The organism is Pseudomonas sp. M2 (genome assembly GCF_015751845.1).
In the GTDB taxonomy this organism is placed as follows: Bacteria; Pseudomonadota; Gammaproteobacteria; order Pseudomonadales; family Pseudomonadaceae; genus Aquipseudomonas; species Aquipseudomonas putida_E.
The window spans coordinates 5,359,853-5,372,840 of the sequence record NZ_JADOUD010000001.1 but is presented as its reverse complement, the minus strand read 5'-3'; the positions used below and the strand labels follow the sequence as shown (position 1 = coordinate 5,372,840).

13 protein-coding genes are annotated in these 12,988 nt (G+C 60.6%); 8 read left to right on the top strand and 5 right to left on the bottom strand.

Annotation, left to right across the window (positions count from 1 at the left end):
• Window positions 1-6 precede the first annotated feature (6 nt).
• The 4 genes from IWW33_RS24865 to IWW33_RS24850 form a co-directional block, all read right to left on the bottom strand.
• The gene (locus tag IWW33_RS24865; protein WP_174141328.1) at window positions 7-411 is read right to left on the bottom strand and encodes a glucose dehydrogenase; all 405 of its coding nucleotides are present in this window, start codon (window positions 409-411) and stop codon (window positions 7-9) included.
• A 31-nt stretch (window positions 412-442) separates the two neighbouring features.
• Window positions 443-1,744: an MFS transporter gene (locus tag IWW33_RS24860; RefSeq protein WP_119689030.1), complete on the bottom strand. Its 1,302-nt coding sequence runs from the start codon at window positions 1,742-1,744 to the stop codon at window positions 443-445.
• A gap of 130 nt (window positions 1,745-1,874) precedes the next feature.
• Complete coding sequence (locus IWW33_RS24855) at window positions 1,875-2,876, bottom strand: transketolase C-terminal domain-containing protein (RefSeq protein WP_115274892.1); 1,002 nt, start codon at window positions 2,874-2,876, stop codon at window positions 1,875-1,877.
• Complete coding sequence (locus tag IWW33_RS24850; RefSeq protein WP_046786304.1) at window positions 2,873-3,730, bottom strand: transketolase; 858 nt, start codon at window positions 3,728-3,730, stop codon at window positions 2,873-2,875. Before IWW33_RS24850 ends, IWW33_RS24855 begins: the two co-directional genes overlap by 4 nt.
• A gap of 150 nt (window positions 3,731-3,880) precedes the next feature.
• On the opposite strand from IWW33_RS24850, the gene IWW33_RS24845 reads away from it, so the two are divergent.
• Entirely contained in the window at window positions 3,881-4,765 is an 885-nt protein-coding gene (locus IWW33_RS24845; RefSeq protein WP_012314469.1) for a LysR substrate-binding domain-containing protein, read from the top strand.
• A gap of 76 nt (window positions 4,766-4,841) precedes the next feature.
• Here IWW33_RS24845 and IWW33_RS24840 read toward each other — a convergent pair whose 3' ends face one another.
• Window positions 4,842-6,407 (bottom strand): IclR family transcriptional regulator C-terminal domain-containing protein, encoded by a 1,566-nt coding sequence (locus IWW33_RS24840; RefSeq protein WP_196914416.1) that lies wholly within the window; start codon window positions 6,405-6,407, stop codon window positions 4,842-4,844.
• A 172-nt stretch (window positions 6,408-6,579) separates the two neighbouring features.
• On the opposite strand from IWW33_RS24840, the gene IWW33_RS24835 reads away from it, so the two are divergent.
• From IWW33_RS24835 to IWW33_RS24805, 7 genes are all read left to right on the top strand, one after another.
• Complete coding sequence (locus IWW33_RS24835) at window positions 6,580-7,389, top strand: ribonuclease activity regulator RraA (RefSeq protein ID WP_174141326.1); 810 nt, start codon at window positions 6,580-6,582, stop codon at window positions 7,387-7,389.
• A 3-nt stretch (window positions 7,390-7,392) separates the two neighbouring features.
• Window positions 7,393-7,839 carry a nuclear transport factor 2 family protein gene (locus IWW33_RS24830; RefSeq protein WP_046786301.1) on the top strand — a complete coding sequence of 149 codons (447 nt, stop codon included), beginning with the start codon at window positions 7,393-7,395 and terminating at the stop codon, window positions 7,837-7,839.
• Between the two features lie 86 nt (window positions 7,840-7,925).
• Window positions 7,926-9,332, top strand: a complete 1,407-nt coding sequence (locus IWW33_RS24825) for an aldehyde dehydrogenase (NADP(+)) (protein ID WP_174141325.1) — start codon at window positions 7,926-7,928, stop codon at window positions 9,330-9,332.
• Between the two features lie 13 nt (window positions 9,333-9,345).
• The gene (locus IWW33_RS24820) at window positions 9,346-9,639 is read left to right on the top strand and encodes a Dabb family protein (protein WP_046786299.1); all 294 of its coding nucleotides are present in this window, start codon (window positions 9,346-9,348) and stop codon (window positions 9,637-9,639) included.
• A gap of 87 nt (window positions 9,640-9,726) precedes the next feature.
• Window positions 9,727-11,016 (top strand): MFS transporter, encoded by a 1,290-nt coding sequence (locus IWW33_RS24815; RefSeq protein ID WP_174141324.1) that lies wholly within the window; start codon window positions 9,727-9,729, stop codon window positions 11,014-11,016.
• 65 nt (window positions 11,017-11,081) lie between these two features.
• Window positions 11,082-11,891, top strand: coding sequence for an NAD(P)-dependent oxidoreductase (locus IWW33_RS24810; RefSeq protein ID WP_174141323.1), 810 nt, complete (start codon window positions 11,082-11,084; stop codon window positions 11,889-11,891).
• Window positions 11,888-12,976: a mandelate racemase/muconate lactonizing enzyme family protein gene (locus tag IWW33_RS24805; RefSeq protein ID WP_174141322.1), complete on the top strand. Its 1,089-nt coding sequence runs from the start codon at window positions 11,888-11,890 to the stop codon at window positions 12,974-12,976. Before IWW33_RS24810 ends, IWW33_RS24805 begins: the two co-directional genes overlap by 4 nt.
• The last annotated feature ends 12 nt before the right edge of the window (window positions 12,977-12,988 follow it).

Genomic DNA, 12,988 nt, shown 5'->3' with positions numbered 1-12,988 from the left:
ACCTCGTTACGCAGCAGTGCGGGTAGTGCGGCGTAGCGCCGGAGATACGATCAGGATCAAAACCAGGATGACGGTCATGGCCACCAGGCGTGGCACCAGGCCCCACCAGTTGAGGCCGACTTCCCAAAGCGCCCAGATCACCGTCAATACCCATATGAGAGCAAACAGGTAAAGGGCGCTGCGGCGTTGACGCCATATAAGGATGGCGCTCAGTACACAACCTGCACCTGTCAGGCCGTAATACCAGCTGCCACCTAGCGCGATCAGCCAGACCCCACCCCCGAACAGAGCCAGGCCAAATACTCCAAGGGTCAACGCCAGCAGAGCAATTGCCAGGCGCCATTTACTGCCGGTACTTAAGTCAGGCTGCGCCTGGAGCTTGCTGGGGGACACGCTACTACGTTGATTCATGACGCTACTGCTTCCTTCATTTACAAGTAATTCAAGCCATGGCCTGTCGACCAGGCGTGGCTATCCCGATCGGGCGACGGGTACAGAACATCGACAAGACGGCGCCAACAACCAACAGCGCACCTACCACTACGAAAGCCAGGGCAAAGCTCCCCGAACCCGCCACCACGTAGCCGGTCACGATCGGAGCCAGCAGGCCAAAAAGATTGCCGACGGCAGTGATGAAGCCCGCGGCGGTGCCAACATCGTCTTCCGAGCGCACAAGATCGTTCACCAGTGAGAGGTTTAACGAGATCGCCGATGCGCACGTCGCCAATGAGAGCGTGATCACAAAAAGAATTGCCCATGTGCTGTCGATCGCCGGTACCAGGAAGATCACCGAGGATGCGAGCAGCACGCTGGCCACTACCAGACGGCGCTGGCCCGTTTCGGCAGCGCCGGGGCGCATGGCCTTGTCACTCAGACGGCCAATGACGATGGCAAGGATGGCCGCTCCCAGGTATGGGATGGCGGTATAAAGGCCACTCGACATAACCGTCAGACCTTTCTCGGCCTGCAGGTAGCTCGGCAGCCAGGTGAGAAAGAAGTAGGTCGCGTAGACGGCACAGCCGTGCGAGAGCGCGATTGCCCACATGCTGCTCGAACGGGCTAAGCCCTTGAGACCCAGCGATACCGATTTTTCCGGACCATCAGCGGATCGCGTGCCACCCTCGGCGATTTCAGCGCGCTCGACATCGTCCAACCAAGGCGCTTTTGACGGGTGGCTGTACCATTTCAACCAAGCCGCCAACCAGATGAAGCCCAATGCACCGGCAACGACGAAGGCGATGCGCCATCCGAAGGCACTGATCAACCAGCCAAAACCGATGGCGCCGATGGCAGGGCCGACCAGGCTACCGCTATGGAATACAGCGGTGGCCAAACCACGTTCATTGAGCGGCATCCATTCACGAATGACCCGGGCGCCAGCGGGGTAGGTAGTCGCTTCGCCCATACCCATGATGAGCCGGCAACTGAGTAACGAGATGAAACCCGTCGACAATGCCGTGCAGGCTGTGGCCACCGACCAGACGCCGATGCCGTAGCCATTGACCTTTTTCGGGCCGAACCTGCCTACGAGATACCCCATGGGAATGAGTGCAAGAAAGTACAGCCAGACGAAGGACGAGAACAGATAGCCCATCGCGACCGGCGAGATATCGAATTCTTCCTTGAGAACTTTGGACGCCACCGAGAGCGAAACGCGGTCGACATAGTTGATCAATGTCAAAGTGAAGAGAAACGCGTAGATCCATACGCGTTTTTTCTTAAGAAAATGGTTGTCTTTTTGCATCGCCATCACCTTGTAGTTATTGGGACGATCCAGGGAAGAAAAGAGTGGTTTCCAGCTCGAAGAGCCACTCACTTCACTCGGGCAGCGTCTGTCGCGAAGTGAGCGGGGGTCGCACTACACGAGCGTGCCGTCAGGCCAGCCAACGCTGAATGTTTGCAACCATGACGTCTTTGGAGATGCCGTAGCGGTCATGCAGCGTCGGCAACGCCCCGGCATCGAGGAACTGATCTGGCAGCGCCACATGGCGAACCTCCGGTTGCACACGGGCTTGCAGCAAGGTCATGGCGATGGCTTCACCCAGGCCGCCAATCTGCGTGTGGTTTTCCGCAATCACCACCAACCTGCCTTCACGACGGCATTGTTCAATGATGGCCTGGACATCGAGTGGCTTGATTGTCGGCACGTGCAGGACAGCTGTGCCGATCTTGCTCTTGATCAGTTCATCAGCGACTTCCAGGGCACGCATGGTCATAAGGCCCGAGGAAATGATCAGCACATCATTGCCGTCTCGTAGCAAGCGGGCTTTGCCGAGCTCAAATTTGTAGTCGTATTCGTCGAGGATCAGCGGTACGCGCCCGCGGGGAAGGCGCATGTAGACAGGGCCATCGTGCTCGGCTATTGCGGCAACGCACTGTTCAGTTTCCAGCGCATCACATGGGTCAATAACCATCATCTGAGGAATGGCTCGCATCATCGCTAGGTCTTCCGTGGCCTGGTGACTTGGGCCATAACCAGTCGTGAGCCCCGGCAGGGCCGCGCAGATCTTCACGTTCAGATTTTCTTCTGCGATCACCTGGTGGATGAAGTCATAGGCGCGACGGGTGGCAAACACCGCATAAGTGGTGGCGAAGGGTACAAAGCCCTCCTTGGCCATACCGCCCGCAGCAGCCATGAGCAGCTGTTCAGCCATACCCATCTGCAGGAAGCGCTCCGGGTAGCGCTGCGCAAAGATATGCATGTCAGTGTATTTGGCAAGATCTGCTGTCATGCCCACGACGCGTGGATTCTTCTGGCCTGCCTTCACCAAAGCATGGCCGAACGGGGCAGGGGTAGTACGCTGCCCTTCAGTGGCGATGGAGGCGATCATGGACGAGGTGGTGAGTTTCGGTTTTGCAGCGCAAGCGTTGGTCATTGTGGGCTCCGGGTCGCGTAGATCTCGTCGAGGTTGGCAAGTGCTTGCTGCCACTCTTCGGGCTCGACCCGGATGAAGTGGTTCTTGTCACGCTGCTCCAGGAAGGGCACGCCCTTACCCATCAGGGTGTCGAAGAGAATCACCCGAGGTTTATCACCGGGTACCGCCCGTGCGATATCGAAGGCAGAGATCACGGCCCGCAAGTCATTACCGTCGACACGTTGCACGTGCCAACCGAACGCCGCCCATTTGTCGATAAGCGGCTCGAACTGGAGGATGTCGTGGGACGGGCCGTCCGCTTGCTGGCGGTTGATGTCCACCAGGTTGATGAGGTTGCCCAGCTTGTGATGCGAGGCCGACATGGCCGCCTCCCATACCGCACCCTCATCCAGTTCGCCATCGGACATCGAGTTGTAGACGAACGCAGCGTTGCCCTTTAAGCGCAGGCCCAGCGCCTGGCCGACGGCAATGGCCAACCCCTGGCCGAGGGAGCCGCCGGAAATTTCCATGCCGGGTGTGTAGGTGGCCATGCCGGACATTGGCAAGCGGCTGTCGTCGCAGCCATAGGTTTCCAGCTCATCTTCCGGCAGAACCCCGGCTTCCAGCAGGGCGGCATACAGCGCGATCGCGTAGTGCCCATGGGAAAGCAGGAAACGGTCACGGCCTTCCCATTCAGGTTGATCTGCGCGGATGTTCATGGCGTGGCAGTAGGCAACAGCCAGTACGTCGGCCCAGCCCAGCGCCTGGCCGACATAGCCTTGGCCCTGTACTTCACCCATGCGCAGGGCGAAGCGTCGGATTCGCCAGGCATGGGTCGACATCCGGGCAAAGTGCTCATTGCGACTCTCGGTCATATTATTCTCCATTGGTGACCAGCGATCCGGGGCTACTGACGCAGCGAATTCATCAGTAACCAGCCGAATTGAGTTACCCCGAGATGATCATGTAAAAATACAGGCTCGACAAAAGGTTTAAATTCGCCAGTCAATGAATTGGATTCATCAATGAAGATCTTTAAAAAGGTACCTCTTTCTGCCCTGAGGGTTTTCGAAGCGGCGGGGCGTACCTGCTCTTTCGTGGAGGCAGCGAAAGAACTGGATCTCTCCTCAAGCGCAGTCAGCCATGCAATACGCAAACTGGAAGTTGCAGCAGGGGTGTCGCTGTTCACCCGCAGTACGCGTCACACGGCGCTGACGTCTGAGGGCTCCATGCTGCTGGATCATGTTCAACGGGGCTTCGAGGAGATGAGCCGTGGGTTGGCGATTGCGACCAATGAGCCCGCAGTGCCGTTGCGCCTTCACGTTGCGCCGACGTTCGCCAGTCAGTGGTTGGTGCCTCGCCTGGCGGGCTTCCTGCACGGTCATCCCGGCATCGACCTGCGCATCTCCGCCAGTACTGACTACGCGCGGTTCGACAACGATGATTTCGACCTGGACATCGTTTACGGCGAGCCCAGGCCTTCGTCACACGAAAAGACCCCACTGCGGATCGAAGAGCTGACGCCGCTGTGCAGCCCTGAGGTTGCCAGGCATCTTCGTTCACCGCAGGACTTGTATTCGCTGTTCCTGATCCAGAGCGACGGGCAGTCAGTGCAATGGAAAGGCTGGTTCGCGGCCAACGGCATGCAGCCACCGAAAAGCTACGGCTTGGCGTTCGATCGAAGCTCCATGAGTATTTCAGCGGCGGCTGGCGGCCTGGGGGTGGTGCTCGAATCTGACTTGTTAGCTGAGCAGGAGCTGGCCAGCGGTCAGCTGGTCAGCCCGCTTCGGCATGTCAGCAACAGTGTCCGCTACGTTGGCCACTATCTCGTGCATCCTAGGCGGCATCGACAACCGCATGCAGTGACTCAGTTCAAGCAATGGCTGTTCAAGGAGTTGGCTGTGCAGTGAAGAGGAGGGGCAGGCGAAGTCTTCTTCATCGATATGAAACCTGCGCAGGCTGAAGTAGTGCTGCGCAGCAGGCGGTTCAGAGCTGCATCTGTAGCAGGCAACCAGCATCTGGCGCGCTGGCCAATGCCTCCAACTGCAGCGAGTGCCGGGCACTGGTGATGTAGAGCGTTTTTCCGTCAGTACCACCTATGCACAGATCTGTAGGAGTGGGCACCGTTAACCCAACCATGCGATCCAGGTTACCGTCTGCATCGAAGTGGGCAAGGCTCCAGCCATCCAGCTGGGTTGTCCAGACCCCGCCCGCACTGTCTACCGCCAACCCACCAAGCCGGCCCCCACCTCGGGGAAGGGAGGCCAACCTGCGCACGTTGATACTCCCGGTATTGAGCATCAAGATATTCCCCGACCCAGGCGCCAAGGCATACACAGCACGCCCTGAAGCGTCCCAACTGAATGCACTGACCTGCTCCGCAACGGTCCAACCATGGCGCAACTCGCCCTCAGCGCTCAGTTCGCCAATCAGGCAGCCATTGCCCGTTTTGGCGCAGGCCCAGAGTGCACCGCAAGGGTGGCTAGCCAACGCTAGCAGGCGACTGCCCAACAGGTCTTGTCGAGGATGTTCCTGGCCATTCCAATCAATCAATGACCAGCCACCGACTTGTGCCACCAGCAAACCATCTGGGTGCAGCTCCATGCCGCGTATCGGAAGGTCCAGGCGGGCCACCAGGCGGCTGGTGTGCCCGTCCCAGCAGTGGATCGCCGGAGCGAGGGTGTCGGCCCAGTACAAACGTTTCTGTCCGGCATGCCAGCGCGGGAAGGCACCATGGAAAGCCCAGGGCGCGGCCACCACGCCAAGCTCGGTGGCGGCTTGCGGCGCCTGATCGGGCCGCAGCTGTTCGCCCACCCTGCGCGCCGCTTCAGCCAGTTCCGGGCCGAGAAGGCTCAAACGCTCCAATGTCAGGCGGTAGGCGGGGCCGGCTACGCTCAGTGCGCCACGCACGTGGCCTTGCTTGTCAATGATCGGAGCGGCAACACAGCGCACGCCCAAGCGGATTTCTTCATCGTCGAGCGCATAGCCGCGGGTTCGGGTGATCTGCAACTCGGCCAACAGTCGTCGACGGTCGGTTATGGTCAAAGGCGTCAGCGGAGTCAGCACCAAGCCTTTAAGAATTTCGTCGCGCGCCGCAGGGGGCAGCGCCGAAAGGATCGCCTTGCCTTGCCCCGTGCAATAGATGGGCTTGCCCTGGCCGAGGCTGGCCGCTGAGCGCTGGGTGTGGGCGCCGTCGCACCGCTCCAGAGAGAGGACTTGATTGCCATCGAGCACGGCTAGGTAGGACGTTTCGCCGGTCAAGTCGCGCAGGGCGCGAAGTTCTTCACTGGCTGAGGAAACCAGGTCAGGTTCCAGATAGGCGTTGCGCACCATTTCCAGGTACTTGAAGCCCAGCCGGTACACCTTTCGGGTCGGATCGCGGCGGACCATGCCGCGATCAATGAGTGTGGCAATGATGCGGTACAGCGTCGTGCGGGGTAGAGGTACCTGTTCGGCCAGCTGGGCTTGGCTGATACCGCTGGCGCTGGCGCCAATGGCCTGCAATACATCCAGCGCCTTCTCCAAGGCGGCTGTTCCTTCACCTGTCTTCATCGTTTTCCCACCATCTGGAACTCAGGGGTACAGGAGCTCATTCTGGCTCTTTTTCGGTCCGTTTTCTCTAATAAGATCGATGCCAGCAGGGTCTAGCACGAATATGTTTCCCACATTATGGGACTTTACCTTGGCCCCCCATCGGATGAACCCGCGAGGAGAAACTACAACAATGTCCGTCATCCACAATTACGCCGACGCTCATGAGAGCGTTTCGGGTAAACAGGTCGAAGTCAGCGACGATGTACTGGCCAAGTTAGCCACGTGCAGCAGCGGCTCGCTGACCACTCAATTGTTCAAGCGTGGATTCCGCCAGCCAGCGCTTGTCGGCCTGCGCAGCATGACCCGTGACGTCAAGCCGTTCGCGGGGCGTGCCTTCACCATGCGCTTCATTCCCGCGCGTGAAGACATCGACACCTATTCGACCATGACCACCAAGCCCAACGACGACAATTTACAGTGGGTCGGCGTTGAGCAGATCAAGCCGGGCGACGTGCTGGTGATCGACAGCCGCAACGACCCGGCAGCCGCTTCGGCTGGCAACATCCTGGTTACTCGTTTGCTCGCCCGCGGCGCCAAAGCCATCGTTACCGACGGCGCGCTGCGCGACGGCAGCGAGATCGCGGCGATGAGCCTGCCGGCCTACGCCCGTGAAATCACCGCTACTACCCGTATCTCCTACCACCACGTGGCCGACCTGCAGGTGCCGATCGGCTGCGCCGGAGTGGCCGTTTACCCAGGTGACATCATCGTAGGTGACGCCGATGGCCTGACTATCGTGCCTGCCCACTTGGCGCAAGAGTTGGCCGAAGTCTGCTGCGTGCAGGACGATATCGAAAACTATTTGGCTATGCGCATCGCTTCGGGCGAAGCCCTATGGGGCGTTTACCCACCGAGCCCGACATCGGTTTGCGACTACCACGCCTGGGTTGCTGCCGGTCGTCCGCCGATCCCATCGATCATCGACAAGAAGGAGGGCTGAACCATGGCCGAGCACAAGCATGCGCAACTGATCCGCCGCTATTTCGACGCCTGTAATGAAGGCGACTACGAGAAGCTGGTGTCGTGCTTTACCCCAGATGCAGTGCATTACTTCCCGGCTGGCCTGCCCGAGGTGCCATGGCGCACCGCCGACACCATTGCTCGCAAGTGGGTTTGGTGCGTGGAAAACCTGGGGTCGCAGTGGACTATCGAGAAGATCCTGGTCAGCCACGACAGCAACGAAGCAGTCATCGAGTGGACGCATTGGAAAAACAAACTCGGCACCGCGCTGCGCGGGGACGAGTGGTATGTGTTCGATGAGCAGAGCGGGTTGATCAAGGAAATTCGCGCCTACTACGCATCACCTGCTGACCAAGAGGTGTCCATCAACGAACTGGTTGATTTCGACTACGTGGGCCGGGGGTATCACCTGGAGCCAAAAGGGCGTTAGCCCCTTTGGCTGATTAGCGGGTAAGACCGCCTCTACTGAGACGAGCTTGCCCGGGAGCGCCACCTCGTACTGATCAAGGAGTTAAGATGAGCACCTCGCACAACCACAATTTCGCTGCTATCGATGCAGTCGTTGCCAAATCGGCTGCCGCTGCCGATTTCTGGGCCGACTCCAGCGCCGCAATGCGCGCCACTTTGCTGCGCGGCCTGGCCAGCGCCCTCGAACAGCAGCAAGCCGAACTGGTCGCCATCGCCGACCGCGAAAGCGGTTTGGGCGAAGGGCGCCTGAATGGCGAAGTGGCACGTACCGCCTTCCAGCTACGCGGCTTTGCCAGTGAAGTGGAGGCCGGCGTGCCGTACCGCCTGGTCGATGACATGGCCATCACGGGCGCGCCACCTGCAGGCCGCCCACGTTTGACCCGCATCCAGCGCCCGCTTGGCCCGGTGGCCATGTTCTCGGCCAGCAACTTTCCGTTCGCCTTTTCGGTACTGGGCGGTGACACCGCCTCTGCACTGGCTGCGGGTTGCCCGGTCGTAATCAAACCACACTCAGGCCACCCGGAGCTTTCCCGTGCGGTGTACTCTCTGGCTGCAGGCGTGGTGCGAGCCCAGGGCCTGCCGGATGGCCTGCTAACCCTGGCCGAAGCCCCCAATCGCGCCGCTGGCACTTATCTGGTGCAGCACCCGTGCATTGCCGCTGTGGCGTTCACCGGTTCTTACCAGGGCGGAAAGGCCTTGTGGCAGGCAGCCAACGATCGTGCTCGTCCGATACCATTCTTTGGCGAGCTGGGCTCGATCAACCCGTTGGTCGCCTTGCCCGGGGCACTGGAAAAGGATAGTGAAAACCTGGCCAAGACGTTGGCTGCGTCGATCACCCTCGGCTGCGGCCAGTTCTGCACCAGCCCTGGGGTGGTCGTGCTGCTGGATTCACCGCACAGCCAGCGCTTCGTCGCTCAACTGGGTGAGGCAATTGCGCCGATCGCAACGCACCGCATGCTGACCCGGGGCATGCAGCAGGGCTTCGAGACTGCCGCTGCCGTGGTAGCCGCCAATGCCACTCCTGTGTTTGCCCCGCAGGCCGACGGAGCTGGCCCGGCCCCGCGTTTGTTCGCCACCGATGCCGCATCTTTCATCGCCAAAGCTCACCTGCGTGAAGAGATGTTCGGCCCCGCCGCGTTGATCGTCACCGCGCAGTCAGTTGCTCAGGTGGCTGAAGTGCTAGACGCGGTGGGCGGCACCCTGACCACTACGCTGTGGGGGCTGGAGGCTGACAGCGAGGACAACCGCTTGTTGCTGCGCGCGGCCCAACGGGTCTCGGGGCGGGTGCTGTTCAGCGGCGTGCCGACCGGCGTTGCCGTGTGTCATGCCCAGCAGCATGGTGGACCATGGCCGGCATCCACTGCGCCGCAGACCACCTCGGTCGGCTACGCCGCCATCGAACGCTTCCTTCGCCCGGTGGCTTTGCAGGATGTTCCAACCTGGGTGTTGGGCTGAGGAGGGCAGTGTGATGATGAGACATATCGTCATGTTCCGACGCCTGCCCGGCGTCGAGCCACAGCCTGAATTGGAAGCAGGGCTGGTAGCGAAGATGCGCGACCTCAGGGAGAGAATCGACTTCATCCGCGATTGGAGAGTCGCTGCAAACGAACTGGATCGGCCAATTTGCTGGGACTACATCCTCGAGTCCAGCTTCGACGACGCCGATGCAGTGGCACGTTACCTGCCACACCCTGCACACCAGGCTCTGGTCGCCGACCTCAAGCAATACTTCGAATGGGTGGCAGTGGATTACAGCGTCTAGACCCCTGATCAGTGCCTGACCTGCTGGCTGCGGGCAGGCGCTATAACAAAAAAGATCCGGCATCACAGGTGCCGGGCGGAGTCGCACATGAACAAGAAAAAGAACTACCGCTGGACGATCCTGACGATGCTGTTCGTCGCCATGATCATCAACTATGTCGATCGCGCTGCCTTGTCGATCGCTATGCCCTTCATTACTCAGGAATATCACCTTACGCCTGCCGAAAAAGGCATGATCTTCAGCAGCTTCTTCTTCGGTTATGCCCTGTTCTGCTTCGTCGGTGGCTACCTTGCCGACCGCTTCGGCCCCAAGCGTGTGCTGACCTGGTCGATGAGTTTCTGGTCGGTGCTGTGCGGTGCAACCGCTCTGGCCTTCAATTTCTGGTCGCTACTGATCGTGCGTGCGCTGTTTGGTGTGGGTGAAGGCCCGGTGTCGACCACCGCCAACAAGACAGTAAACAGCTGGTTCCCGGTCAAGGAGCGCGCCCGCGCCATCGGCATCAACCAGGCTGGTGGCCCCCTGGGGGGCGCCCTGGCCGGTCCGATCGTGGGTTTTCTCGCTTTGTGGCTAGGCTGGCGTGTAGCCTTCGTAATCATCGCTGTGGTCGGGGTGCTGTGGGCCATCGCCTGGTGGCGTATGTCGGCTTCTACACCCAAAGAGCACCCTCTGGTGTCTGCTGAAGAGCTGGCGCTAATCAATGAGGGCCGCGAGGCACCGGTAACCACAGCAGAAGACGCGCCGCGCACGCCGGTGTTGCAGATTATCTTGCAGCGCTCGGTGCTAGTCACCGGTGTTTCGCTGTTCTGCTACAACTACATCCTCTACTTCTTCATGACATGGTTCCCCAGCTACCTGATCGACGCCAAAGGCATCGACCTGAAGGCGATGAGCATCGTCACCGCGCTGCCCTGGCTCGTGGGCACGATCGGCTTCGTCTGCGGCGGCCTGCTGATCGACTGGGTGTTCAAGCGCACCGGCAAGCAACTGTTCTCGCGCAAGGTGGTGCTGGTGACCTGTCTGCTGATCGCTGCCGTATGCATCGGCCTCACTGGCCAGGTCGAGAGCGTTACCAGCACGGTGGTGGTAATGACGGTTGCCATCGGCTTCCTGATGCTGACGGCCCCGGCCTACTGGTCGCTGATCCAGGATGCGGTGCCGGATCACCAGGTCGGCACTGCCGGTGGCTTCATGCATGGCCTGGCCAACCTCAGTGGGATCGTTGCGCCAACCGTGACTGGCTTCATCATCCAGTCTACCGGTACCTACGCCAGCGGCTTCGGCCTGGCGGCGGGCCTGGGTATTCTGGGAGCGTTGATCGTTGCCTTGTTCGTCGGCAAAAAACCGCTGAAGCACGCTACCGCAGCCGCCACTGCCTGATTTGCCCCGCCTGGCGACCCAGCACCGCCAGGCCTTTGCACCACACATGATTTTGGGAATTCGCCATGCCTACGCTTCTTGTCACCGGCGCTGCCGGTATCGTCGGAACCGCGCTGCGTCCTTATCTGCGCGAACGCTTCAACCTGCGCCTACTGGATCGCCGACCTGTCACTGACCTGGTGAACGGGGAAACGGCGCTCGTCGGCGACCTGACCAATCCGAACTTCGTCCTACAGGCGGCCGAGGGGGTGGACGCAGTGCTTCACCTGGCCTGTGCTCACGGCACGGATATCCAGTTCCAGAGCACGGTTGAGCCCAACTACCACGCCACCTTGTACCTGCTGGAGGCTGCCCAGCGCGCAGGTGCCAAACGCTTCGTATTCGCCAGTAGCCATCATGTGCTGGGCCAGTACCACAGCCAGTCGGCTACCCACTTCGATGACAGCCCCGTAGCACCCGACAGCTACTACGCCTTGAGCAAGGTGTTTGGTGAGGCTGCTTGCGCCACCTTCTCGCAGCGCAGCGAGCTGGCCACCTTCGTCGTTCGCATCGGTAACGCCGACCCTAAAGTCGCTGATGCCCGCCGCCTGCGCTTGTGGACGAGCGCCCGAGACCTGGCGCAACTGGTACTGATCGGGCTGGAGCATCCAGAGGTGCGCCACGAAATCGTCTATGGCGTGTCGGAATGCCCGGACGCGTTCTTCCACAACCGCCGAGCGCGCGAGCTGGGCTATTGCCCTCAGGACAACGCTGCCGATCACTTGGCGGAGAACTTCCTTGCCTATGATGCAATGGCGCCGGTCGGTTCTGGCCGCGACCACGTGGGCGGCGCGTACGCCGGTGTTCCTTTGGCCAGCGTGCTGGAGCAAGTATGAAAATCGTCCGTATCGATACCCAAATCGTCGAAATCCCGTTCCAGGACGGCGGCAAAGGGCAGGGCATTACCCCGACTACCTGGCACAGCCTGGAAAACGTGCTGATCCGCCTTGAAGACGAACACGGTAACGTGGGTTGGGGCGAAGCCTTCGGTTACTTCGTCGCTGATGCCACCAAGGCCATGATCGACCGCCTTATCGCACCGTTACTGCTCGATCGGCAAGTCGAGGACATTGCTGCGTTCAACCGGGAACTACAGCTGCGCCTGCACCTGTTTGGCCGGTACGGGGTGACGATGTTTGCCATTTCGGGTGTCGACATCGCGCTATGGGATCTGGCTGCCCGTCGTCAGGGCGTGCCGCTGCACGCGTTGCTGGGCCAAGCCCGGCGCGAGGAAGTGGCAGCCTATGCCAGCCTGGTGCGCTATGCCGACGATGTAGTGGCGCCGGCAATCTGCGAGAAGGCACTGGCGATGGGTTTCCGCGATATCAAATTGCATGAAGTAACCCTGCCGGAAATTGCTGCCTGCCGCCGCGCGATTGGCCTCGATGTGCCGCTGGCTACCGATGTGAACTGCGCCTGGACTGTGCCCGATACCCGTGAATGGCTGCCGGCCTTGGCTGACCTGCAACTGGCCTGGCTTGAGGAGCCGATTTTCCCGCCCGAAGACTTCGCTACCCTGGCCAGCTTGCGAGGGCAGGGCGTGCCGCTGTCTGGGGGGGAGAACTGGTGTACAGCAGTGCAGTTTGAACAAGCACTGCTGGCCGGCGCGGTGGACTCGATCCAACCCAGCGTGACCAAGGTCGGCGGTATTTCCGAGTGCCTGCGAATCGCTGCACTGGCTGATCAGCACGATGCAGTGGTACTCCCACATTGCCCGTATTTCGGCCCAGGCCTGATCGCCACCTTGCACCTGGCAGCGGTGCAGCCACGGGTGTCGCAGGTGGAGTACCTGTTCGTCGAGCCTGCAGGCTGGCTGTACCCGCAGGAGCAATTGCGCCAGGGTAATCAGTTACAGGTCCCGCGTGGCGCAGGGCTGGGCCTGGACATCGACCTCACTGTGGTCGAGCGCTTCCGCCGCTAAGCCACGCGCCGT

Excerpts from the sequence above, each read along its gene's own strand:
- IWW33_RS24865 (WP_174141328.1), bottom strand. The coding sequence starts at position 411 with ATGAATCAACGTAGTAGCGTGTCCCCCAGCAAGCTCCAGGCGCAGCCT.
- IWW33_RS24825 (WP_174141325.1), top strand. The coding sequence starts at position 7,926 with ATGAGCACCTCGCACAACCACAATTTCGCTGCTATCGATGCAGTCGTT.
- IWW33_RS24855 (WP_115274892.1), bottom strand. The coding sequence starts at position 2,876 with ATGACCAACGCTTGCGCTGCAAAACCGAAACTCACCACCTCGTCCATG.
- IWW33_RS24830 (WP_046786301.1), top strand. The coding sequence starts at position 7,393 with ATGGCCGAGCACAAGCATGCGCAACTGATCCGCCGCTATTTCGACGCC.
- IWW33_RS24850 (WP_046786304.1), bottom strand. The coding sequence starts at position 3,730 with ATGACCGAGAGTCGCAATGAGCACTTTGCCCGGATGTCGACCCATGCC.
- IWW33_RS24845 (WP_012314469.1), top strand. The coding sequence starts at position 3,881 with ATGAAGATCTTTAAAAAGGTACCTCTTTCTGCCCTGAGGGTTTTCGAA.
- IWW33_RS24835 (WP_174141326.1), top strand. The coding sequence starts at position 6,580 with ATGTCCGTCATCCACAATTACGCCGACGCTCATGAGAGCGTTTCGGGT.
- IWW33_RS24820 (WP_046786299.1), top strand. The coding sequence starts at position 9,346 with ATGATGAGACATATCGTCATGTTCCGACGCCTGCCCGGCGTCGAGCCA.
- IWW33_RS24815 (WP_174141324.1), top strand. The coding sequence starts at position 9,727 with ATGAACAAGAAAAAGAACTACCGCTGGACGATCCTGACGATGCTGTTC.
- IWW33_RS24810 (WP_174141323.1), top strand. The coding sequence starts at position 11,082 with ATGCCTACGCTTCTTGTCACCGGCGCTGCCGGTATCGTCGGAACCGCG.
- IWW33_RS24805 (WP_174141322.1), top strand. The coding sequence starts at position 11,888 with ATGAAAATCGTCCGTATCGATACCCAAATCGTCGAAATCCCGTTCCAG.
- IWW33_RS24840 (WP_196914416.1), bottom strand. The coding sequence starts at position 6,407 with ATGAAGACAGGTGAAGGAACAGCCGCCTTGGAGAAGGCGCTGGATGTA.
- IWW33_RS24860 (WP_119689030.1), bottom strand. The coding sequence starts at position 1,744 with ATGCAAAAAGACAACCATTTTCTTAAGAAAAAACGCGTATGGATCTAC.